This is a genomic window from Fibrobacter sp. UWB4, from assembly GCF_002210345.1.
Taxonomy (GTDB): Bacteria; Fibrobacterota; Fibrobacteria; order Fibrobacterales; family Fibrobacteraceae; genus Fibrobacter.
In genome coordinates this window covers 77770-100028 of the sequence record NZ_MWQI01000007.1, presented here as the reverse complement: position 1 = coordinate 100028, position 22259 = coordinate 77770, and the positions used below count along the sequence as shown (strand labels likewise).

The following is a 22259-nucleotide window of genomic DNA, read 5'->3' as shown; positions in this document are numbered from 1 at the left end:
AAAATGAAAATCAAACACCTCTCTCTTGCCGCGCTCTGCGCGTTCTTCGCCGCTTGCAGCGACAGCAACTCCACCTCCACCGACCAACACGAACATTTCGAAGCAGAAGGCTGGAACCTCTATTGGCCCGACTGGAAACTCGCCTACAGCGTTTATCAAGGCAAAGAAGACAAGAGCCTCGAAGCGCTCCGCGTCAATGCAAACTGCCTCAGCGAACACATTACAGTCAAGTTCCTCGACGACGAAAAGAAAGAAGTTTCCGCCCCCAAGGACGACGAACACACACTCGGCTGGAGCATTGGCGACGAATCCATCCTCGACATCGAAGCATGTGGCAGCTGGGGCTTCCACCTGAAAGGCGTCAAGGAAGGCGAAACAACGTTGACGCTCAAGGTCAAGCATCACGATCACGCCGACGCACGTACACCGGAAATCCGCATCATTGTTGACAAAGCCTTGAAGGTAGAAGATTGCCCGTTCCAGGACGATGACGACGACGATGATGAACACGAACATCACCACGATCACGAACACGAGCATGATCATGAATAAAAGCCTTATTAGGGCTGCCATGGGGAGCCTCCTTTGCGGAGGCTTCCTTTCTTTTGCATACGCCCAAGAATTTGTCCAAGATTTAGGCAATTCAACAGTTATTGCCGAACAATCTAGCGAAACAATCTTAAACGGACTTCGCGAAGATGAAATTTTAAAAGACGAAAAGCTCGACCGCAAAGTTTCCACAACCATTGCAGAGACTATAAAAAACGCACCCGACATCGCCATCCGCTCCATGGGTCCTGCCGCAGCACGTCCCGTCATCAAAGGACTTTCCGGCAGTCACGTCACGCTTACCGAAGATGGTTCGTTTTGTGGAGACATGAGTGCCACCTCGCCCGATCATGCGGTCGCATCCGAAGTTTTAACCGCCCACAAATTACGTATCACACGCGGCCCACAAATTCTCGCACAATCTTTCGCCGCCGCCGGTGGCGTTATACACGTCAAGCATCAAGACATTCCGTTTGACGATTCACTTTTTCACGGCTACATCGCGAACTACGCCGAAACAGGGCAACCCGGATTTGCAACTGTCATAAACGCAAACGCTAACGTTCTCGGAGTTTCGCTCAAAGGTGAAGTTTCCGCGCGCAACATGGGCGACATGGAAACCGCCAAGGGCACACTTAAAAATACCGAAATCGAAAATCGAAGTTTCGCCGTCGGCGCCGCCTACAGTCTCGACCGTTTCAAATTCGGAGCATCGTTCCGCTCGTTCAATTCCGATTACGGCATTCCTGGCGGATTCATCGGTGGCCACCCCAACGGCGTAGACATTGAGCTTTTCAAGCGCGACCTCACCTTGCAAGGAATGTACATTCCAGCAACAAGCCCTGACACGCTCAACGTCATCTTCCGCTACAATCAATACCACCACAAGGAATTTGAGACAAAGAAATACGTCGGTGCAGAATTTGCGGTCAACCAAGCCAATTTGCGCATTGAAAAATTCATCGCCAATAGTGGTCCATTTTTCGGCATTCGCCTCGGCGGTGAACTCGACAACCGCTCTGTCGAAATGGGCGGTTACGTCTTTACGCCTCCAACAAATTCTTACGCCGCATCGCTATTTTCCATTGCAAGTTTAAATGGCTGGAACGGCCTAGAAATTACCTTGTCCGCACGACTTGGCGGAACATTCTTCAGGCCACGTGAAAGCGTCGTTGCAGACAAAGACGCCATCGAAGACCGCAACTTTGCACTATGGGCATTCGCAGCCGAATTTTCGCAAATCGTAGCCCCCGGGAAATTCCTGACTCTTGACGTATTCCGCACCACGCGCTCCCCGACCATCGAAGAACTTTACAACCAGGGTCCGCATCTCGCCGCCTACACATACGAACGAGGCTACCACAAGCTCGATGCCGAAAGTGGTTATGGAGCAGAACTTGAATTTCGCGATTACGGCGAACATTTCAACTGGCGAGCCTCTACGCACATCACGTGGTTCCTAAATCACCTTGCACCACGCGCCACCGGTGACACCAACTGGTCCCAGCTTTTGCCGATCTACCAAGTCAGCGGCGATGATGCACTACTCATGGGCGCAAACGCATCCATCGAGACTTCCGCAGAGCAGGGATTCTACGCCCAAGCAGGAGCAAGCTACGTTTGCGGTTTTTACCAGAACGAAAACTGGAGCGACATGCCACAAATCCCGCCATTCAAATTCCACGGTGAAGTTGCATACATTTGGCAGCATGTTCGCGTAGGCATCAACACAGAATTCGCACTCGCGCAAAACCGCCTAGACCGCTACGAACAACGCACCCCCGGCTACATCACGTTCGGTGCACTCCTAGAATTCCATTGGGCGCTTACACATACCAACTACAGCATCATCCTCCGTGGCGATAACTTGTTCAATGCCGATGTACGCAACCATCTTTCGCGCCTCAAATCCGTCATGCCCGAGAAAGGACGCAATATAAGCATCCTCGCCAAAGTCGAGTTCTAAACAAGTCTCGGCCTAATTGTCATGCCCGCCAGTGTGCGGGCATCCCCTTTCTTAACCGTATAAAAGCGCCCCCATATGGTCTCTCCCGCGCGATATTTGTATATTCTTTAGCGTAAAAAAGAAGATTTACGATGGCCGATAAAGAATTGCTTGATAAAGAAGTTTTAAAGACCGTTAGCCGCATTGAACTTTCTGTGCGCGGCACACTCGACACCGTGATGACCGGAGCTTACCACAGTTCCTTCAAAGGGAACGGTATGGAATTCAGCGAAGTCCGCGAATACATGCCCGGTGATGACGTGCGCACAATTGACTGGAACGTGACCGCCCGAACCGGTACACCTTACGTCAAGAAGTTCATCGAAGAACGCGAAATGACCATGCTCCTCATGGTCGATGCATCCAGCAGCTCCGAATTTGGTTCTGGCAAGCAAATGAAGGGCGAAGTCATGGCAACGCTCACGGCTCTCCTCGCATTCGCCGCCATCAAGAACAACGACAAAGTCGGTCTCCTCATTTACACCGACCAAGTCGAACTTTTTATTCCGCCCGAAAAAGGCCGCAAGCATGTACTGCGCCTCATCCGCGAAATTCTCTACTTCAAGCCGCAACATCATGGTACCAACACGCAAGTCGCCTTGGAATACGCCGGCAAGATTTTGAACCGCAAGGCTGTCGTCGTTGTGATGAGCGACTTCTTGGATGAAGGTTTCGAAAACGCATTCAAGATTTTGCGCAAGCGACATGACGTTCTCGCCGTGTCCGTCGTGGATCCGCGTGAAATGGAACTCCCGCCCGCAGGCCTTGTAGAACTCGAAGACCCCGAAACCGGTGAAACGCTTTTAATCGACACTGGCGATGCCGCCTTCCGTGAAGCATTCGCCCGTGAGGCAAAGCGCCAAGGCAAAGCCACCAAGGAACTCTTCCAGCGCATGTCCATTGACTTTGTCCGCATCGAGACTCACGACGACTTCAAGGAAACCGTTGCCCCGCTTATTGAGCACTTCCGCCGCCGCGCGAAAGCTGCACGACTCTAAATCCAGTTCTAAACATTTGTCGGTTTATAACCATGCAAAGCGCCCTTCATTCGAGGGCGTTTTTACATTATTTAGCAGACAAGTTCTCTTTGAAGTTGTACAAGAAATAATTTCCTTCGGCTTTTCTCAGCACCAAGGATTTTCCCGCTTTAAGAATCGTGTACGGCGAACCGACAAAGGAACGGTAATCCATTTCGCCATCCAAGCGGATATCGTCTAGCGACGAATACTCCTTTTCAAATACGTAATGCCCGTAACTCCGGCCGGAACTTAATGTGGGATAGACAAAAAGATCGGTTCTGCCAAGAAAATACACATCGTCATTTTCTTCGTCCACCAACTCGGCGTATTCACGCACACCAAAAAACTTCTTGATATCATTCTTGACGTCTTGGCCGTTCTTGGAATTTCCTGCAAACACCATGGAGCACGCCAGAATAAAGACAAGCGCCAGCACTCTCATTTTTTCAATCAACATTTTTTCCTTTGTCGTATCAAACTGTCGCCGGTCTATACCCGAGCAATTTCATGCTATAAAGCGCAGTGCCCTTGCTAATGCTACGAACACCTGTAGCGTATCCGAAAATTTTTCGCAGTGGCACATCGGCTTTTAAAAAGTGCGTTTTGCCATCGCCTTCGATTTCTTTCACCCTACCGTCACGCGCCTGGATATCGCCCGTCACAAGCCCTGCGAAATTCACCGGGCATTCAAGCGAAAGTTCCATCACAGGTTCATACAATTGCACATCCGCAGGCTTCACAAGTTTCGCCACCGCATCGGCACAGCATTTCTTGATCATCGGCGGGAGCGCCCCTTCTGTCCATTCAAAGCGATGGACTTCAAAACGCACACCGACAAGCGGACCCTTGCCGAGCACGCCAACTTCAGTCGATTCCAAAAGCGCCGAGCGCACGCCAGCCAAAATTTCAAGCGGAGCCTTTTCCATAAATTCCGCAGACAGGCGAATGTCGTGTGCGTCGCCCTCTAGCGGAGAAGCCGAGATACTGATAGACATCTTATGCGGCCCAATCTGGAACGTATTTTCGGCAGGCCCTACTTCGCGGCACAAACGTTCTTGCCAGCGCACCTCAGGGCTGCCGGCACGCACTTCGCAACCAAATTCACGCTTGAGGCGAGCAAGCAAAACATCGAGCTGCACCTCGCCCACGGTATGCAGATACCAGAATCCGCCATCATCCTTTTGCACTCGGAAACTCGGATCCATTCGCGCAAGCACCGAGAGGCTGCGTTCCACGTGAGCGTAATCTTCCGTGCGTACGCATTCCACACGCGTCTGCAACAGCGGCAAATAATTTTCGCTGATCGATGGCGCGGCATTCCCATTCAGTGCGGCATTCCCGCTAGCATTAGAGATTGCTTCGCCTTCAGCTCGCAATGACGTTCCCGCCGCGCGCTCGCCACTCTCGTCTCTCGCCTCTCGTCTTTGTACTTTCGCTTCGCACAAGTACCAACTGTTCGACTCAGTCATGTCAAACTTCGTTTGCCGCGACATTCGTCTTGCACAGTTGTCGTCTAAATAAATCACCTGTCCGAGTTCCGTTTCAAACGGCGAGACCATCGCATAAATATCGCCCGCACGGATTTCATCCACAGGCAAAAGCATATTCGCCTTGAGCCTAGAAAATTCAAAGCCCGCCGGCCAATCACGACGCAACAGATCCACATGGCTGCGGAACAGCGAAATCTCGCCCACGCCACGGAAATGCCTCAAACGCACAACTTGCCCCAACTCATTTTCATCAAACGTCGGGACTTCCGGCAAAAAGAACGAAAGCGCCGTCACGAGGCTGCGAATGCCAAAGCCTTCTAGCGCAGAACCCGCATAACAAATCACGTACTCATCGCTAGCCGCAAGAGCTTTGAGTCCGCGCAAAAGCATCTTCGGCGGCACCGGCTTATTTTCAAGCGCAAGCGACAAAATTTCATCGTCAAAGTTGCTTGCAAATTCCACCGCCTCATCGTAATACTTTTTCAAAAGTGCACGTTCTTCCGCAGCCCCCGCATCCGATTCCCAGCCATCATCGATAACTTCCGCTCCCGACTCCGAATGCACCAAACGACTCTGGCTCAGCACATCAAGCATCGCACACATCTTGCCGTTTTTAAACTGCGGCACAGACATGAGCACCGGGCGCACTCCAAGCGCTTCTTCAATGTTGATGAGCGTCTCGTCCAGCGAATAATCGGGATTATCGAGCTTATTTACGAACAAAATCGTACGCACACGGGATTCGCGCAACTTGCGAAACGACGCAAGCGTCTGCGTCTCGACGCCACTTGCGGCACTCACCACAAGCACTGCGCCTTCCACAGCCGTAAGCGCCATATCAACTTCGGCACCAAAGTCGACATGCCCCGGCGTATCAATAAAATTGAACCATGTATTTTTCCATTCGAAATGCGCCACGCCACTTTCAATCGTGATGCCGCGTTCCTTTTCCTCGGGCATGTAGTCCATCGTGGCTAAGCCATCTTCTACGCGCCCCGGGCGGTGAATTTCACCCGCTGCAAAAAGGATTCTCTCAGAAAGAGTCGTCTTGCCCGCATCAACGTGGGCCAGAATGGCAATATTTCGAATCGGCTGTTTCATAAGCCCAAAGATACATTTTTACTGGTTCATGAACGAGAGCTTCAAGGCACTGTCATAGAGTCGTTTCGCCCAGGATTCGTGACTTGCAGATTCGCCATAAAGGTCATCCAGAATCGTACGGATTCCTGCCACGCCACCACCTTTTTTCAAGATGTACACCACAAGCAGGCTAATCACACCAAGCGACGAGTTGATGATATCCAAGTCCGTATTCGCAAGCTGAAACGCCGCCAGATGATACGCATCCTCGGAATTTTCCTTGACAAGCCGATCCACATCTGCAAGCGTTTCAAAGCGTAAGAACTTCAGAGCCTTCAAAAACGGCATCAGCGAAGACTCGTGAATTTCAGCCTGGTTGATCGCCGCAATACGCTGATTCAGCTTATCGAACGGTCGCAACTTCAGGTAATTCGTAAACGAGTCGCCATTCAGCGCCACTTCATCAAAGCGCCCTGAATGCACAAGCGACTGCACATGATACCTGTAATTATTGATATCCGTTCGGATTTTGCAGAACTGTTCATCGACAAGTTCCAGCATGCCTGCTAGGCGATTCAAGTTGCGCAAATATTCACGTGGAATTTCAAAACCCGACTTGTAACCCGTATCGTGATCCAGCGTAGCCCACACATGTTGCAAAGCCGTGCGCATCTGAATTTCAAACTTAATCTCATTGAGTTCAGGGCACTCTGGATCTTCGAACAATGCTTTCGGAATGGTACATATAAAATGTAACGAATTATAACCAAAGCTATCAAGTTCGTGCATTTTACGCTTGTCAACGCTATTTTTCCAATCAATTTTAAACAAGCTCTCGACAAGTGCCGCAATTTTATCAACATCGTCATTATAGAACGCAATTACGCGGGCACCCAAAATATCGGTCAAATCCGTCAGAGACTTGTACTTGCCATTTTTACGTTCAAGCTTTTCGGCAAGGCTCGCTTCGGCCTTGATTCGCGCTTCAACGGCAGTCACATAAATGTTATTCTCTGCCACTTTTTTCTTGAGCAAATCGCAAACGTAATCTCTCAACCGTTCATAGATCGGCATCTTTTCGCGATAATCCTCAAGGATCATCGTTTCAGCAGGATTCAACCCATATTTTTCAACAGAGTCTTCGCCCATTATCGTCTCCCGCCAAAGATTTTTTCAATCAGGTCTGTAAATTCCGCATACGCGAAAGTTCCTTCGAGTTCTTTCAGCGACGATGCCAAACCGCGATAATGCCATTCATGCTCTTTAATATCGCTCACGTGGAAAATTTTCCAAAGTTCATCGCCTTTTTGGACAAAATCACGATAGATGATTCTAGCATTGCTTAGCTTATCGCCCATCGCTACAATCTTTGCATCGCGGCTGGCATGTGCCAAGCGCTCAATCGCCGCCTGCTTGCGGGCATGCCAGGAATCCGATTCGCTCACGCCTTCCATGAACACGTCCGATTCTTCTTCCACAAGTTTTGCCACGCGATCGCCAAACTCTCGACGGATATCATCCAACGTAACAGACGTATCTTCAACGGTATCGTGCAAAGCCGCGGCCGCCATCAATTCCTGATCGTCCGTCATGGTCGCAACAATTTCCACAGCCTCCATCGGATGGACAATGTACGGGAAGCCCTTCCCTCGGCGACCCGTACCGGCGTGAGCCCTGACTGCAAAAACAATTGCCTTGTCAAGAACTGATGTATCCATATTAGTCTTCCAGGAAATATTGAACACTAGTCACTACGCGGACTTTTTTGATATACGGCGTATTTTCATCGCGGTCCTCAATAGAGAACTGCCCTTGCGTTGCCGTCTTGATTTTTCCAAGTTTGCTATCGGAATCCAAAGCGAATTTCTCGGCCGTAACGCGAGCATTCTTATTCGCTTCATCAATCATTTCAGGCTTGATTTCATTCAGACCGTTAAAACTATAAACTTTACGATAGCGGTAATCGCCTTCGCTAAAAGCAATTCCCTGCTTTAAAAGTTCACCTTGCCTACCCATCAGCTTACGAACTTTATCGACATCCTTAGAAGCAACGGTCAACACAACTGTCGCCACGTAACGGAAAGCACGTCTATCATTGTTGTAAAGTTCACTCTGGGCATCTACAATATCCGTTGATGAACGGCTAATTTCAGATTCGTCAATGCCATTGTCCCGCAGAAACTTTTCAAGCGTCGCATTTTTAGTTTGTACAGTCTCGTAGATTGCCGAAAGATCATTGCCCAGCTCCTTGTACACAATCGGCCATATCACGAAATCGGCTTTAACCACCCGTTCCGAGAGTCCCTTAACTGATACGATTCGTTCACGATCTTTCGTGTGCATCATGGCGCAATAAAGAAATGCACCAAGCCCGAGAATTGCAATAGCCAACACCAACGATTCTTTAACTCTAGACATATTTTTCTCCTTTGCCGCGAAACACCCACGGCTATAAGTTTAATATACAATCTTGAGTAGTTACTAGTTATTGGTCAATGGTCATTAGTCGCAAACATCCCCTATTTTCTCTCGTCTCTAGTCTCTCGTCTCTCGTCTAATTTCTAAATTTTTCCTCGTAACAAAAACCCGCGTGTGCGGAAAGGATAATCTATGTCTAAACTGACTGATTCTAAGGAATGGAAGGCCCTCGAGGCCCATGCCGAAGTCGCCAAGACTTGGCAGATGAAGGAACTCTTCGCGAAGGACCCGACTCGCGCCGACAAGTTCAGCGCTGAAGCTTGCGGACTTTTCCTCGACTACTCCAAGAACATCATCACCGACGAAACCATGGCCAAACTCCAGGACCTCCTGAAGTCCGCCAATTTCGAAGACATGCGCGCCAAGTACTTTGCAGGCGAAAAGATTAACACCACCGAAAAGCGCGCCGTGCTCCACACCGCACTCCGCTACAAGGGCAACGATCCGATTTGCGTCGATGGCAAGGATGTCATGCCTGAAGTTCGCGCCGTGCTCAAGCACATGGAAGAATTCACCAAGCTCGTCCGCACGGGCAAGTGGAAGGGCCACACCGGCAAGTCCATCAAGTACGTGGTGAACATCGGTATCGGCGGTTCCGACCTCGGTCCGGTGATGGTGACCGAAGCTTTGAAGCCCTACGCTGAAAAGCCGGCTGCTGGCGAATACTCTCCGGAAGTCTACTTCGTTTCTAACATCGACGGCACCCACATAGCCGAAACCCTCAAGAAGGTGAATATCGAAGAAACTCTCTTCATCGTTGCTTCCAAGACGTTCACGACTCTTGAAACCATGACGAACGCCGAAACCGCAAAGGCAGCCGTCCTCAAGGCATTCAATGGCGACAAGTCCGCTATCGCAAAGCACTTCGTCGCTCTCTCCACCAACACCGAAGCCGTTACCGAATTCGGTATCGACCCGGCTAACATGTTCGAATTCTGGAACTGGGTTGGCGGCCGCTATTCTCTGTGGTCTGCAATCGGTCTTTCCATCAGCCTCCGCATCGGCTTCGAAAACTACATGAAGCTCCACCAGGGCGCTTACGAAATGGATCAGCATTTCAAGACCGCTCCGGCTGACAAAAACCTCCCGGTCATCCTCGCCCTCATCGGCGTTTGGTACAACAACTTCTTTGGCGCCTCGAGCTACGCCATGCTCCCGTACGACCAGTACCTCCACCGCCTCGCCGCCTACTTCCAGCAGGCCGACATGGAATCCAACGGCAAGACCGTTGACCGCGATTCCAAGCGCGTGAACTACCAGACGGGTCCGATCCTCTGGGGCGAACCGGGTACGAACGGCCAGCACGCCTTCTACCAGCTCATCCACCAGGGTACCAAGATGATTCCGTGCGACTTCATCGCCCCGGCCAACAGCCACAACAAGATTGGCGATCACCACCAGAAGTTGCTCTCCAACTTCTTCGCTCAGCCAGAAGCTTTGATGAACGGCAAGACTCTCGCCCAGGCTCAGGAAGAACTCCGCGCCGCCGGCAAGTCCGAAGAAGAAATCGCATTCCTCGCTCCGCACAAGGTATTCGAAGGCAACAAGCCGACGAACTCCATCATGATGGACTACGTGAGCCCGGAACGCCTTGGCGCTCTCATCGCCATGTACGAACACAAGATCTTCACGCAGGGCGTTATCTGGAACATCAACAGCTACGACCAGTGGGGTGTTGAACTCGGTAAGCAGCTCGCCAAGAAGATCCTCCCGGAACTTGCAAAGGCTGACGCCGAACTCCACCACGACAGTTCCACCAACGGACTGATCAAGTGGTTCAAAGCTCACCAGGCCTAATTAGACGAAAGGACACTCGCAAGCTCGCTACAGACGAGAGACGAGAAAAAAGTCGCAGCACTCAAGCTGCGGCTTTTTTGCATCCAAACTTTCGGGCATTTCCAAGCAATTCGCCCAACAACGCGGCGAAGCTTACACTTCCACGCCCTTTTCCTTGAGTACCGCCATCACCTCGTCATACGGAAGCGGCTTTGAGTAATAATAGCCCTGCACTCGGTCACATCCAATATCCTTCAGGAAATCCAGATGTTCCTTTGTCTCCACCCCTTCCGAAAGCGTACCGACATGCAACTGTTTTGCCATGTCCACAATGGCGCGGATAATCACCTTGGACTTTTCCGTAAAGTTCCGCAAGAACATCATGTCGATTTTCAAAAAGTCAAAATCGTAATCTTTCAGAACATTCAATGACGAGAATCCCGCGCCAAAGTCATCCATCCAGACTTCAAAACCGTCATTCTGGAAACGCGTCACTTGTTCACGAATAAAGCCATCCTCGTCGCCATCCAGCACCGATTCCGTAATCTCGATATGGATCATCTCATGCGGCACGTTGTATTCCCTGGTCAACCGCGTAAGTTCCTTATAAATGTCACTCAGCTTAAAATCCAGACGCGAGAGGTTGAACGAAATTGGAACGCACTTATGCCCCAAATTCGTCTCCTTGCGATACTTTTCGCAAACCTTCTTGAGCATGAACAAGTCGAGTTTCTGGATCAAGTGCGCATCCTCAAGGATGCCGATAAATTCTACCGGCGGCAAAAAGCCATGTTCCGGATCATCCCAACGGGCAAGCGCCTCAAAGCCACAAAGCTTATTCGTATTGATATCCACAACAGGCTGGTAATACACCTTGATGTATTCATTTTTCACAGCCTCGTCAATGTGCGCAATCAAGTACATTTTCAAGCGCTCGCGAGCGCCCATCTCGTCGGCATAAAAAGCAACATATTCATCATAGACGCCCTTGGTCGTCGCCTCTGCAAGGCGCGCACGCATAAAGCAACGCTCAACATTTTCGTTTTCTACGCGCTGCACATACACGCCTGCCTTGATTTCAAGTACGCCTTGAGTTGAGAAGCCACGGATTTTATCATGGGCTTCTTTTATCTTGGAATCTACCCCGACGACATCGCCCACCGCACGGAAAGTATCGCATGACACGTGAGTCACATAGCGTTCTCCAAACAACGACTTAAGCGTATCCGCCATAAAGCACAAAGCCTTATCGCCCTCTTCAAAGCCAAACCTTTCGTTAAACGCCTTAAAATTATCCAGGTCGAAAACGAAAAAGGCATAACGCTTTTTAGGATTTCTAAAAAGCAAATCCTGCACATAGTTCGTGAACAGAAGGATATTCGGAAGCCCCGTAAGTTTGTCATGGTTACGAGCAATTTCCGCCTGCTGAGTCAAGCGAACCGTCCTAAAAATAAGCTTTACCGCAATCGTAAGCGTAAGCCAGAAAAGCCAAGCCACGAACACCAGGTAATCCAAAAACACAGGCGTCACCTCGATCATGCGCACACACACGTACATGGCGAGGTTCACAAGCAGGCTAAACAGCGTGACAAAACCCAGGAATCCAAAACGCGTAAAAATCTGCGTATTGCGGACAAACAAAAGTTCATTCCAGAGAAGCCGCCACCAGAAGAAAATCGCAACCAGATTCACCAAAGCAGCGCCGATCTGCGTCTTGCCCACCACCATGCCGAGATACCCTACACCGACAGAAGCCGAAAGCAAAAACAGCGATTGCGACCAGTGAATGGACAATCTTTTACTGAAAACGAAAATCGCAAGCGGAATCAGCAAAATGCGGCTCAAATAATCCACGACCACATCAAACATCAAGGGAACTTTGTCCATTACACACGAAAGCAGGTACAAAAGCCCATGATAAATCAAGTCCGCATAGATCATGAACGGGGTCAGCGAAAAAACGGCACCCCAAAAAAGTATTTTCTTCAGGTTCTGTTTTTCACCAAGCGTCGCCAGCGTAACAAGCAAAAAGCCGCTCGCCAAGAGCGACGGGAAAAAGAACACATGATTTGCATAATCCCAAAAATTTATCATTGCTAATACCCTAGTATTATAAATATAATGTATAACCCCATCCCGTGCACACGAATGGAAAAAAAACGCGCATTTTAGGCGCTATACATTGGAATAAACGCTAGGGATTTACTTCACTTTATCAAAATCAAGCCCGTCATCGACCGGAATCGGTTCATTCAAATTCTGGACATTGACGTCTACCGGATCGGGAGTTCCAAGATCCGTTGGCGGAGCAGGCATTTTTGTCACTTGGACAGTCTGATCATCGCGACCATCCTTTTTCAACTGCACTTCACTCGGATTGTTTCCAACACCGATTACAGCAGGACAACCCCTCGGATTATCACACGCACAACCTAAAACAAACAAAGAGAAAGCAATCAAAACAAGTTTCATACGCTCTAATATACAAAAGAATCCACAAAATGGACAATTAGTCAACAAAAAAACATCCTATATGCGTCCAGTAACAAAATCAAAAATTTTTAAATTTGTCGCGAAAAATTTATTTGGGAGCAATGCATGAAATCCAAATTACTCTTAGCAACGTCAATTTTCGCAATCTTCGCACTTAACGGCTGCCTCGACCAAGTCACAGAGGCACCGGACATGTCGGCACTGGCCTGCACAACGGAACCGCTAGACGACGATAGCGGTCTCAAGATTATTTGTGGTGGCGATTCCGTAGGTATCGTCCTGAATGGCAAAGACGGAAAGGACGGTAAAGATGGTAAAAACGGCAAGGACGGCAAATCAGGCGCAGACGGTAAGGACGGAAGCGACGGAACATCATGCCGCGTTGTAGAAAACAAGGACATCGACGGGTTCGAAGTCTTCTGTGGTGACAAAAAAGTCGGTGAGCTGAAAAACGGCAAAGACGGTGCCGACGGCAAGAACGGAAAAGACGGGACGTCGTGCCGCATCGAAGAGAACAAGGACATCGACGGATATGACATCTTCTGCGGGAACGAAAAGGTCGGTGAATTGCGCAACGGCAAGGACGGCACTGACGGCAAGAACGGAAGCGACGGATCTTCTTGCCGCGTTGTAGAAAACAAGGACATCGACGGATTCGATATCTTCTGCGGCAACGAAAAAGTCGGTGAACTGAAAAACGGCAAGGACGGTGCAGACGGCAAGAACGGAAGCGACGGAACATCATGCCGCGTTGTAGAGAACAAAGACATCGACGGGTTCGACATCTTCTGCGGCAACGAAAAAGTCGGCGAACTGAAAAACGGCAAAGACGGCGCTGACGGAAAGGACGGAAAAGACGGGACGTCGTGCAGAGTAGAAGAAAACAAGGACATCGACGGGTTCGACATCTTCTGCGGCAACGAAAAAGTCGGTGAACTGAAAAACGGCAAGGACGGTGCAGACGGCAAGAACGGAAAAGACGGGACGTCGTGCCGCATCGAAGAGAACAAGGACATCGACGGGTTCGAAGTCTTCTGTGGTGACAAAAAAGTCGGTGAGCTGAAAAACGGCAAAGACGGTGCCGACGGCAAGAACGGAAGCGACGGATCTTCTTGCCGCGTTGAAGAGAACTCTGAAGGCGACGGTTACGATGTCTACTGCGGCGACAAGAAAGTCGGCGAACTGAAAAACGGCAAAGACGGTGCCGACGGTAAGAACGGAAGCGACGGAACATCATGCCGCGTTGAAGAGAACTCTGAAGGCGACGGTTACGATATCTTCTGCGGCGACAAGAAAGTCGGTGAACTGAAAAACGGAAAGGACGGCGCAGACGGTAAGGACGGAAAAGACACAAAGCCCGTCGAAATTTTGAGCAACGCTTGTAACGTCTTGCGCTCCACAACAGACATGTTCTCATCCATGTACGACGTATTCTACTGCCTCCGCCCCAACGAAAAAGTCGCATTCATCCTCCGCCATGCCGCCCGCGACAGAAACAATACAGGCACAAACGGCAGCCTCAACCAAACCGGAATAGATCAATCCACGCAAGTCGGCCAAAAACTCAAAAAGCTCAACATCGACGACTTTTTCTACATGCACACAAACGTCTACCGCACCCAGCAGACCGCACGGATCATTTCCGAAAATAAAGGTCAAACAACCGGAAGCGAAGACGAATGGAAAAACACAACTTCCAACGAATACCATGCACAGAACATGGACCTTCTTGAATCCTGGTACATCCGAAACGATAACAGAAAAAAAGATTGCCAAGGTCAAAACAGCTGGGGCTGGAGCATTTATTCCAAAGTCGCCTACGAAGAATATGACAAGAAAAATAATAGCGATAGCGAAAACAAAGCCGCATGCGAAGACGCATTATACAACATCGAAGAAAGAACTCAAGAGTTTATCAGCACATACTTCACATACGACAACATGCACAAGATGACCCTCGCCATCTCGCATGACCAATTCCTCGTGCCATTTGTCATCGCCATCAGCCACAAAAAAATCCATGACGACAGCAACTACACATTGCAGTTCCACAAGCACGAAAATAATTTCAACTACTGGATTAATTACCTGACCGGCGTCGCCATCATCGTAGACCCCGACAACAACACTACAGTCATCCCCGTCACAGCTCTGGACGACGGATTCCTGCGTTCCTACTAGTAATTTACAGGTACTTTCAAGCCCCCGCCCGGGGGCTTTTTCGTATATTAAGTTCCATGCCAAACGAGAACATAGCAGATCTTCAATCAGCCATTTGCATAGCAATCTTATTTCTATTGGGAATTGTCCTACTCGGCCTTTGGGGATATATGTACGACAAAGTAGACGCCTCAAAACTCAAACACATTCCTAGAATCGACATTCTCTATATTCTCTACATCGCTATTAAGTACCTACAACAACACTGGAAATCAGAGAAACGCAAAACAATTATTCTCTTTCTGTTCTTCTTGATAATATTCGTCGGCGCCATCATTATTGCATTTCATGCCAAATAAAAAAGCACCCCCATCGGGGTGCATTTTAACAAGGTCTGCGACTCTCGCGGCATCTCGTTCGCGAGCGCTTAAGATTACGGCACCTCAACGCTGTCCAAAATCTTCTGCACGACGGTTTCGGCAGTGACTTCTTCCGCTTCAGCTTCGTAGCTCAAAATCACGCGGTGGCGGAGCACTTCCATTGCAACAGCCTTCACGTCTTCCGGCGTCACGTAAGCGCGGCCCTGGATAAACGCATGAGCCTTCGAAGCCTGGGCAAGGCCGATAGAAGCACGCGGCGAGGCGCCCACTTCCACAAAGCCCACCAAGTCGCTACGCTTGATGCTACCCGGATCGCGCGTAGCCAAGACCAAGTTCACAATGTATTCGCGCACACGTTCGTCCACATAGACCTGCTTCACGAGCTCGCGAGCCTTCAAGATATCTTCCTTCGTTGCAACAGCCTTCGGCTGGCGCAGCCCTGCACCCGAGACAGCATCGAGAATTTTCATTTCGTCAGCCTTGTTCGGGTAGCTCACCTTCACCTTCAAGAGGAAACGGTCCACCTGAGCTTCCGGCAGCGGATACGTACCTTCCTGTTCAATCGGGTTCTGCGTGGCAAGCACCAGGAACGGTTCGTCGAGCTTGAACGTTTCATCGCCAATTGTGATGTGGCGTTCCTGCATGGCTTCGAGCAAGGCACTCTGCACCTTCGACGGAGCACGGTTAATTTCATCAGCAAGCACGAGGTTCGTAAAGAGCGGGCCCTTGCGCGTTTCGAACTTTGCTTCGCGAGCGTTATAAATCGTCGTACCGAGCAAGTCTGCCGGCAGCAAATCAGGAGTAAACTGGATGCGCTTGAAGTCGAGCGAAACAGCATCGGCAAAAGCCTTCACCGCAGTCGTCTTGGCCAAGCCCGGAAGACCTTCCAAAAGCACGTGGCCATCTGCCAAAATACCCGTCAGAATGCTTTCAACCATTGCCTTCTGACCAATCACCGTATCTTCAACTTCACGCAGCAAGTTCATGCAAAAAGAACTCTGCTGCTTCACCTTTTCCGAAAGTTCCTGAATATCCATTTATTTTACCTCTAAGTTTTTCATGCTTTAAGATACTAAAATCTGCGGGAAAAAACAAATGACGTGACAAAGTGATTAGTGGTTAGTGGTTGGTGGTTAGGGAGGAGGGGAAGCCTCCCCCTGATTGCAGCCTTGCCCTATTGTCATGCCCGCCACCGAGCGGGCACCTCCTTCTAGAGCAAGTCTTCCATCACCCCTTCGCCTAAGGGGCTGTGCCCCCTAACACCCCCAAATGCAAAAAATGTTTATTTTGACGACTCTCCATTCATAAACGCATAATTTATCATAAAATAAAATCGATTTCTCGGTTCGTCAATCTCTCGACCGTAGCGAAATTCAAGGGAAAAGCCTTTATAAGTCAAATAAGTCCCTACACCAAATTCATCATAAAAACCAGTAGAATAAAAACCTATACCACCAAGATTTTCATCAACATTATATGCATTACGAGAAATATGCTCACTAAATCCTAGTTTAAAATTTTCATTTACAGGATATTCTTCTATCAACATCAGACCTCCAAAAAAAGGAACAGCGTCTCTATCAACAGTATTTATTGCAAACAAACCCCATCCCTGCAAACCTACATATTGACTTCGAAAACCCGCAATACCACTAATTGAAATATTTTCGAGAGACGCGCCAAATATAAAGTGATCAAACCGCATTAAAAATGATATATCAAGAGCCCCATAATCTTCCGCATCGAAATAATCACTTTCAAACCGATAAGTTCCTCTATGAACATCACCAACAAAGGCAACTCCACCCAAAACAAGACTTCCACCATTTTTATTCACATTCATGAACTGCGCAGCAGAAGGCGGATGATTAGAGCATCCAGCCAAAATCAAGGCCATCACCCAGACCAGGGAGCATAATATCCATTTCATAAATTATAAAATAGCTTATTCTTTATAAGGACGATTCCATTTTTCCAATTCCGCATACAAAGCGCTCAATCCCGGAGAATCCCAAAAATAGCCCCCGGAAACAGAAGCTTCCATGCATCGTCCATCTTTTTTATAACCAATTCCCTCAAAATTCGAATCAACGACAATGTAATTTTCCACTTTCGTTGTTTCCGGTACAAAACTTTCCAAAGCCGATTCCATTTTCAAGTACATCGTCGTATCGGCAATAGAATCCACCGACATTTTTTTCCAGGACATTTTCGAGTAATCGCTCATATTTCCCGTCCAATGGGAATAGTCCCGTTCATAGTAAATCCTTCGCAGGACAAACCATGAAGAATCCCGTACCACTTTTTCTAGCCTTACAGAAAATTCCGTTTTTGAAAATCCGCTACCTTCCGCATAGAAACGAATAAAATCATTACCCGCACAAATCGAATCAATCATGGACTTGATTACGCTATCCTGCAAGGATTCAAGCTTATCCAGCTTTAACTCCACAAATTCCGCAATAACCTGAGTAGACTCCGGCCACCAAGTTCTTTTGGTAGAAGTCGATGAATTCCGTTTTGTTTGAGACTCGTTATTCGCACAGCATTGTAACAACATCGACAGGACGAATAGAAGTACGCATCGAGTCCAAGTTCTCACTGGATTCATATTTTATCTCCACTATTTCTTTTTCACAGCGGGCAGTTCTGGAATCATGGCGTCGAGCAAACGCGCGAGCAAGCTGTTGTCTGCAATTTGTTCGGCACAGACACGTAACATCGGCTTTGCGCCATCGTAGGGCAACTGCAATTTTGCATCCGGAAGCATCGCCTTTGCAGCGGCCACAGGCTTCACAAGCAAACGGTCATCGTAAATCCCGCCAAAGATTTTTCCATCAGCATAAAGGATGTACTCGCCCATCATCTTGCGGGTCGTCACACGCAGTTCACCCTTGAACTGCGCCAAGACGTAATCACGGAACTTTTCAGTGCTCGGCATTTTTATTCTTCACCAAATTAACGATACAGTCCCTAAATTCACCAGCATTACCAATATAGTAGCTATCCGCACCATAATACAAAAGCGAGTCTTTGCTATTGTAGGTGGAAACAAGATCCATCAGCCCCGCGTTTTCTGCCTTACAAATTTCTTGAGTCATTTGGGGATCGGACATATAATCCAAAATGCAAACTCCATTGTCAGATTTCAAAGTTGCACCGACTTCTACATAACTACCACGGTTATACTGCAAACGCTTCGCCTTGGTAAACTCGACTTCAAAATTTTGCCCACGAATCACAAAAGAAATATGCGTTTTATCTTTACTGTTAATAACAACATTCCTTTTTTGCGCATGGGCTTCAAAATTTTCACTTTTCCAGAATGCCGTCCACGGGAAAACTTCATATTGCGATGTAATAATCACATCAAAGATATCTTCCATAAAAGAAGACCCCGTATAATCATCATATTCATCTTCTGTCGGGGCATATATATCAATCGCATTTCCGTTCAGATCAGTCACTGACGCAAAAACAGTATCCTGCGTAAATTCAAAATATGTAATTGTATTTTTTTGTCTGCTGCTTAATTTTTTTGTATCACTGCAATCAAGCGAATTGCTTTCTTGAACATACTCGCAGTTTATCATTTTCCACTTATTCTTAATCTGTCCATTTTTACCACCAACAAATATTTGACCATACGTTCTAACATCTTCATCGCTATAGAAAATAACAAGCGTATCGCCTCTGAAATCATACACCCTATCAATATGTTGTGTATCCACCATCGTCACGAATTCGTATTTGTCATCATCAACTTTGCAAACATCATAACTGTGTACTTCATAAGTCGAAAACTTCCGATTTACCTCATCCAAAACCAACGGGTACTTAATCCCCACAAAATTTTCCCTTGAATTATCTGCCACCGGATTAGACTCGCCACCTTCACTACAGGCAAGCATCAAAGAACAGCAAAGCAGACTACCAAGATTCAGTAATTTCATAGGATCTCCTTCCAAATCGTTTACTGCTAATAATACATTATTTTCGCCCCTTAAAAAACACCCAATTGCATAATTTGTTGTATATTATATGCCGCATGACAACAAAATTCACTGAAGAATATCTCAAAGGCTACAAAGAACAAATTTGCAAGCTGCCGCTTGACGAACTCTATGAAGTTTTAGATATCATCAGAAAAGACGATTCCCCAGAACGCCAGAACATTGTCAAAGCGCGTATCGCAGAAATCGAAGACGAAGAAAACGAAACAGACGCCGAACATAATTTCGTGCAGTTCGAGACAATTCCAAAGCAACCTATTGAATCAAATCCAGACTTAAACGATATTCAAATTTCAGTTCCAAGTTCTGAACAGGCTCCCACCGAAAACGAAGACCCATCAAATCACGAAATTACACAAGAAGAAATAGACAGCTACAACAATACACAATCCATGCCCGACTCTGACGGATGTGTTTCATTCATTTTATGTATGGCAACCGGGTTTGGTATTGTCCTTTTTACTCTAGTTGGATTTTCAATGGGCGCAAACCGATCTGCAGGCTTTCACGATTTAAAATTAATAACCATTCTGCCATATATCAAATATATCCCTATAGGCGCCATCCTGCTTTTTTGTTTCTTTACAAAAAACAACATAGTCCGAGACTATTGGCTAAACCATCTTAAATTTGCGCTTGGTATTGCGTCAGTTCTCGCCGTAAACGCAATCACTACATTCATATCAGGGACATACAGCGGCATATACCGCTGTTGCTCAGGAACTCCCGCCTACATGCTCGCTGCAGGGATTCTCCTTTTCTCGATATTATTTATTGCAAACGCATTTTATCCCATCAGCAAAAAAATTCGTCCCAAAAACGGACTTACGCTAATTGCACTCGCCCTAATCCTTGAAACAGCTCTCCGATAGTTTTTACAATTTCTTTTTCAACATTTTTGCGCACGGCTTTTCGATAAGTTCGTGCAACGCAATAGCAATGACAGCACACAGAGCAACCGATACTGCAATTTGCAACGCATTATTTTGAATCCCGCATAACGGGAATAGCCAATTTTCAATTTGTGTATTGAACACTTGAGCCAAGAAAAACGCATAGCTCGCCGCACTCGCATAACGCAAAATCGCAGCCCCCTGCAGCCGTGGCGATTTCAATCCCGCCAGCGTTAAAATCATGCAGGCAAACAGCGGCAGCACAATCCAGTCGTAAAGCATGTAATTGCCTACGAAAATATTCAGCCGAACCGCAATCGAAATTCCGGCAATCAAAAGCACCGCCTCAGCGACAAAGACTTTCCACGTCGCAAGAATTTTCGCAATTCCCGCGCGGATCGGCAACGAGCACAACAGAACGCCAATGAAAAATTCCAGTCCGCGGAAAAACGGGTTTGCATAAATCGAATCCGTCTTGAACGTATGCACCACAAGCGGCGACCAAAGCAGAACAGCAGCGCAAATTGCAAGCGCAATCCACTTCGTGCGTGTCGTCATCTGCTTTACAGCTTCCTGCATCAGCGGGAACGCCAAATACGCAAGTAGCAAACAGGAAATAAACCAGGTCCCGTCATTATGGCTCACCGGGAACAGCGTCGAAAATACGCTTTGCAACCCAAGCAGTTCAACCGGCAACAACACCAGATTCTGAGACACCGATTCCTGTCCCAAGGTTACAACATACAATACCGCCACGACCAAATACAAAGGAAAAATTCCGAAAATGCGTTTCAGGTAAAATTTCTTGAGTGCGGGAGCCTGCACAAGCGACTTGTCCTTGTACGTCAAAAACAGCACATAGCCCGAAAGCATAAAGAACGCCGTCATGAACACGGCACCCATCGAGATAAATCCCGTCAACGGTCCGAAACTGCTATCATGATGGATATTGCAATGGAACAACAGCACCATTACAGCCGCCACAACGCGAAAGAGATCCAATCCCGCCGCACGATGTGTGGCTTTTTCCTTATCAATAATCATACGTCTAAATTATAGTTCAAATCAATTAAAGAATGCGTAATTCGTCATAAAATAAAAGCGATTTCTCGGTTCACCAATTTCTCGCCCATAACGGAATTCAATAGAGAAGTTTTTGTATGTCAAGTATGTTCCAAAACCAAATTCAGCATACTGTTCAGCATAAATTTCATTCATAGAACAGCATTCCGTGTGATTGATAACCTTATATGAATTCCGCGAAATATGTTCACTAAGCCCTACCTTGATTTTTTCCGATATAGGGAATTGCTCTATCAACATAACCCCACCCACTACTTTGGGATTATCCTTTTCTTTTCTACGATCACTCGGAGAAAGTCCAGCCCAGCCCTGTACACCAAAATATTGAAAGCGAGGACCTAAAAACATTCTATACGTATAGTCTTCAAGAGCAAGCCCCAATACAACATGAGATGTAGCAGCAAACCAAACTAGGTCTAAATTCCAATATCCTTCTTCATACGAATAATATTGATCATGGGCCGTATTATTTTTAGGGCCGTAAGAGACTTCGCGATTGTCAACATTTCCTGTTCTAACAGTCCCACCTACAACAAAACTCATTCTATCCTTTTTCACATTCATAAATTGCGCGGCGGAAGGCGGATGGTTTGAACACCCCGCTAAAAGTAGAAGCAAGGCGATAACGCAAAAAACAAGCGAACAAAACTTTCGAATCATTTTATAAAGTTAAAATATTTCCGATAAATGCAAGAGCATTTTATCTGCTGATTTCATCCGCGTATCAGAATTTCCAGAATAAACGCATAATAAAATCACCGGACCCATTCGACTTCGAGGCTTTCGCCTCTCCACTCAGGGTAACACTCCCCTAACCACCAACCACTAAACACTGCGGCA

The 22259-nt window shown here is 47.6% G+C and carries 20 protein-coding genes; 6 read left to right on the top strand and 14 right to left on the bottom strand.

Annotated features, from left to right (window positions below):
• Positions 1–3: 3 nt before the first annotated feature.
• The 3 genes from B7990_RS11105 (at position 4) to B7990_RS11095 (ending at position 3552) form a co-directional block, all read left to right on the top strand.
• The gene (locus B7990_RS11105; protein ID WP_088641011.1) at positions 4–552 is read left to right on the top strand and encodes a hypothetical protein; all 549 of its coding nucleotides are present in this window, start codon (positions 4–6) and stop codon (positions 550–552) included.
• Entirely contained in the window at positions 488–2515 is a 2028-nt protein-coding gene (locus B7990_RS11100; RefSeq protein ID WP_254917499.1) for a TonB-dependent receptor, read from the top strand. The genes B7990_RS11105 and B7990_RS11100 overlap by 65 nt, the downstream gene beginning before the upstream one ends.
• A gap of 131 nt (positions 2516–2646) precedes the next feature.
• Positions 2647–3552 carry a DUF58 domain-containing protein gene (locus tag B7990_RS11095; RefSeq protein WP_088641010.1) on the top strand — a complete coding sequence of 302 codons (906 nt, stop codon included), beginning with the start codon at positions 2647–2649 and terminating at the stop codon, positions 3550–3552.
• 67 nt (positions 3553–3619) lie between these two features.
• Here the strand turns inward: B7990_RS11095 and B7990_RS11090 are convergent, their stop codons facing one another.
• Genes B7990_RS11090 through B7990_RS11065 form a run of 5 tightly spaced genes read right to left on the bottom strand, consistent with a single transcriptional unit; the run spans position 3620 to position 8561 of the window.
• On the bottom strand, positions 3620–4030 hold the full coding sequence (locus B7990_RS11090) for a hypothetical protein (RefSeq protein ID WP_088641009.1): 411 nt from the start codon (positions 4028–4030) through the stop codon (positions 3620–3622).
• Between the two features lie 16 nt (positions 4031–4046).
• Positions 4047–6164 carry a GTP-binding protein gene (locus B7990_RS15125; protein ID WP_254917498.1) on the bottom strand — a complete coding sequence of 706 codons (2118 nt, stop codon included), beginning with the start codon at positions 6162–6164 and terminating at the stop codon, positions 4047–4049.
• Between the two features lie 18 nt (positions 6165–6182).
• Positions 6183–7292: a GTP pyrophosphokinase family protein gene (locus tag B7990_RS11075; protein ID WP_088641008.1), complete on the bottom strand. Its 1110-nt coding sequence runs from the start codon at positions 7290–7292 to the stop codon at positions 6183–6185.
• The gene (locus B7990_RS11070) at positions 7292–7861 is read right to left on the bottom strand and encodes an HD domain-containing protein (RefSeq protein WP_088641007.1); all 570 of its coding nucleotides are present in this window, start codon (positions 7859–7861) and stop codon (positions 7292–7294) included. Before B7990_RS11070 ends, B7990_RS11075 begins: the two co-directional genes overlap by 1 nt.
• A gap of 1 nt (position 7862) precedes the next feature.
• The gene (locus tag B7990_RS11065; RefSeq protein ID WP_088641006.1) at positions 7863–8561 is read right to left on the bottom strand and encodes an SIMPL domain-containing protein; all 699 of its coding nucleotides are present in this window, start codon (positions 8559–8561) and stop codon (positions 7863–7865) included.
• 192 nt (positions 8562–8753) lie between these two features.
• Here B7990_RS11065 and pgi point away from each other — a divergent pair, with 192 nt between their 5' ends.
• Positions 8754–10418, top strand: coding sequence for a glucose-6-phosphate isomerase (gene pgi / locus B7990_RS11060; RefSeq protein WP_088641005.1), 1665 nt, complete (start codon positions 8754–8756; stop codon positions 10416–10418).
• 132 nt (positions 10419–10550) lie between these two features.
• Here the strand turns inward: pgi and B7990_RS11055 are convergent, their stop codons facing one another.
• Positions 10551–12491, bottom strand: a complete 1941-nt coding sequence (locus B7990_RS11055) for a bifunctional diguanylate cyclase/phosphodiesterase (protein ID WP_088641004.1) — start codon at positions 12489–12491, stop codon at positions 10551–10553.
• 108 nt (positions 12492–12599) lie between these two features.
• Entirely contained in the window at positions 12600–12869 is a 270-nt protein-coding gene (locus B7990_RS11050) for a hypothetical protein (RefSeq protein ID WP_088641003.1), read from the bottom strand.
• A gap of 126 nt (positions 12870–12995) precedes the next feature.
• Between B7990_RS11050 and B7990_RS11045 the strand changes: the two genes are divergently transcribed.
• Positions 12996–15071: a histidine phosphatase family protein gene (locus B7990_RS11045; RefSeq protein WP_088641002.1), complete on the top strand. Its 2076-nt coding sequence runs from the start codon at positions 12996–12998 to the stop codon at positions 15069–15071.
• 412 nt (positions 15072–15483) lie between these two features.
• On the opposite strand, the gene B7990_RS11035 is transcribed toward B7990_RS11045, so the two are convergent.
• The 5 genes from B7990_RS11035 to B7990_RS11015 form a co-directional block, all read right to left on the bottom strand.
• Positions 15484–16467, bottom strand: coding sequence for a MoxR family ATPase (locus tag B7990_RS11035; RefSeq protein ID WP_014545931.1), 984 nt, complete (start codon positions 16465–16467; stop codon positions 15484–15486).
• Positions 16468–16712: 245 nt separating this feature from the next.
• Complete coding sequence (locus B7990_RS11030) at positions 16713–17327, bottom strand: hypothetical protein (RefSeq protein ID WP_176407299.1); 615 nt, start codon at positions 17325–17327, stop codon at positions 16713–16715.
• A gap of 48 nt (positions 17328–17375) precedes the next feature.
• Positions 17376–18041 (bottom strand): hypothetical protein, encoded by a 666-nt coding sequence (locus B7990_RS11025; protein WP_176407297.1) that lies wholly within the window; start codon positions 18039–18041, stop codon positions 17376–17378.
• A 12-nt stretch (positions 18042–18053) separates the two neighbouring features.
• Positions 18054–18371: a TfoX/Sxy family protein gene (locus B7990_RS11020; protein WP_088640998.1), complete on the bottom strand. Its 318-nt coding sequence runs from the start codon at positions 18369–18371 to the stop codon at positions 18054–18056.
• A complete protein-coding gene (locus B7990_RS11015; RefSeq protein WP_088640997.1) occupies positions 18358–19383 on the bottom strand; it encodes a hypothetical protein in 1026 nt (341 codons plus the stop codon). Before B7990_RS11015 ends, B7990_RS11020 begins: the two co-directional genes overlap by 14 nt.
• A 95-nt stretch (positions 19384–19478) precedes the next feature.
• On the opposite strand from B7990_RS11015, the gene B7990_RS11010 reads away from it, so the two are divergent.
• Positions 19479–20315: a hypothetical protein gene (locus B7990_RS11010; protein ID WP_088640996.1), complete on the top strand. Its 837-nt coding sequence runs from the start codon at positions 19479–19481 to the stop codon at positions 20313–20315.
• Positions 20316–20318: 3 nt separating this feature from the next.
• Here the strand turns inward: B7990_RS11010 and B7990_RS11005 are convergent, their stop codons facing one another.
• On the bottom strand, positions 20319–21380 hold the full coding sequence (locus B7990_RS11005; RefSeq protein WP_088640995.1) for an acyltransferase: 1062 nt from the start codon (positions 21378–21380) through the stop codon (positions 20319–20321).
• A 21-nt stretch (positions 21381–21401) separates the two neighbouring features.
• Complete coding sequence (locus tag B7990_RS11000; protein ID WP_176407295.1) at positions 21402–21962, bottom strand: hypothetical protein; 561 nt, start codon at positions 21960–21962, stop codon at positions 21402–21404.
• Positions 21963–22259 lie beyond the last annotated feature (297 nt).

Excerpts from the sequence above, each read along its gene's own strand:
- B7990_RS15125 (WP_254917498.1), bottom strand. The coding sequence starts at position 6,164 with ATGAAACAGCCGATTCGAAATATTGCCATTCTGGCCCACGTTGATGCG.
- B7990_RS11090 (WP_088641009.1), bottom strand. The coding sequence starts at position 4,030 with ATGTTGATTGAAAAAATGAGAGTGCTGGCGCTTGTCTTTATTCTGGCG.
- B7990_RS11100 (WP_254917499.1), top strand. The coding sequence starts at position 488 with ATGACGACGACGATGATGAACACGAACATCACCACGATCACGAACACG.
- B7990_RS11065 (WP_088641006.1), bottom strand. The coding sequence starts at position 8,561 with ATGTCTAGAGTTAAAGAATCGTTGGTGTTGGCTATTGCAATTCTCGGG.
- B7990_RS11050 (WP_088641003.1), bottom strand. The coding sequence starts at position 12,869 with ATGAAACTTGTTTTGATTGCTTTCTCTTTGTTTGTTTTAGGTTGTGCG.
- B7990_RS11105 (WP_088641011.1), top strand. The coding sequence starts at position 4 with ATGAAAATCAAACACCTCTCTCTTGCCGCGCTCTGCGCGTTCTTCGCC.
- B7990_RS11020 (WP_088640998.1), bottom strand. The coding sequence starts at position 18,371 with ATGCCGAGCACTGAAAAGTTCCGTGATTACGTCTTGGCGCAGTTCAAG.
- B7990_RS11070 (WP_088641007.1), bottom strand. The coding sequence starts at position 7,861 with ATGGATACATCAGTTCTTGACAAGGCAATTGTTTTTGCAGTCAGGGCT.
- B7990_RS11010 (WP_088640996.1), top strand. The coding sequence starts at position 19,479 with ATGACAACAAAATTCACTGAAGAATATCTCAAAGGCTACAAAGAACAA.
- B7990_RS11035 (WP_014545931.1), bottom strand. The coding sequence starts at position 16,467 with ATGGATATTCAGGAACTTTCGGAAAAGGTGAAGCAGCAGAGTTCTTTT.
- B7990_RS11045 (WP_088641002.1), top strand. The coding sequence starts at position 12,996 with ATGAAATCCAAATTACTCTTAGCAACGTCAATTTTCGCAATCTTCGCA.
- B7990_RS11055 (WP_088641004.1), bottom strand. The coding sequence starts at position 12,491 with ATGATAAATTTTTGGGATTATGCAAATCATGTGTTCTTTTTCCCGTCG.
- B7990_RS11095 (WP_088641010.1), top strand. The coding sequence starts at position 2,647 with ATGGCCGATAAAGAATTGCTTGATAAAGAAGTTTTAAAGACCGTTAGC.
- B7990_RS11030 (WP_176407299.1), bottom strand. The coding sequence starts at position 17,327 with ATGGCCTTGATTTTGGCTGGATGCTCTAATCATCCGCCTTCTGCTGCG.
- B7990_RS11075 (WP_088641008.1), bottom strand. The coding sequence starts at position 7,292 with ATGGGCGAAGACTCTGTTGAAAAATATGGGTTGAATCCTGCTGAAACG.
- pgi (WP_088641005.1), top strand. The coding sequence starts at position 8,754 with ATGTCTAAACTGACTGATTCTAAGGAATGGAAGGCCCTCGAGGCCCAT.
- B7990_RS11025 (WP_176407297.1), bottom strand. The coding sequence starts at position 18,041 with ATGAATCCAGTGAGAACTTGGACTCGATGCGTACTTCTATTCGTCCTG.
- B7990_RS11000 (WP_176407295.1), bottom strand. The coding sequence starts at position 21,962 with ATGAGTTTTGTTGTAGGTGGGACTGTTAGAACAGGAAATGTTGACAAT.
- B7990_RS11005 (WP_088640995.1), bottom strand. The coding sequence starts at position 21,380 with ATGATTATTGATAAGGAAAAAGCCACACATCGTGCGGCGGGATTGGAT.
- B7990_RS11015 (WP_088640997.1), bottom strand. The coding sequence starts at position 19,383 with ATGAAATTACTGAATCTTGGTAGTCTGCTTTGCTGTTCTTTGATGCTT.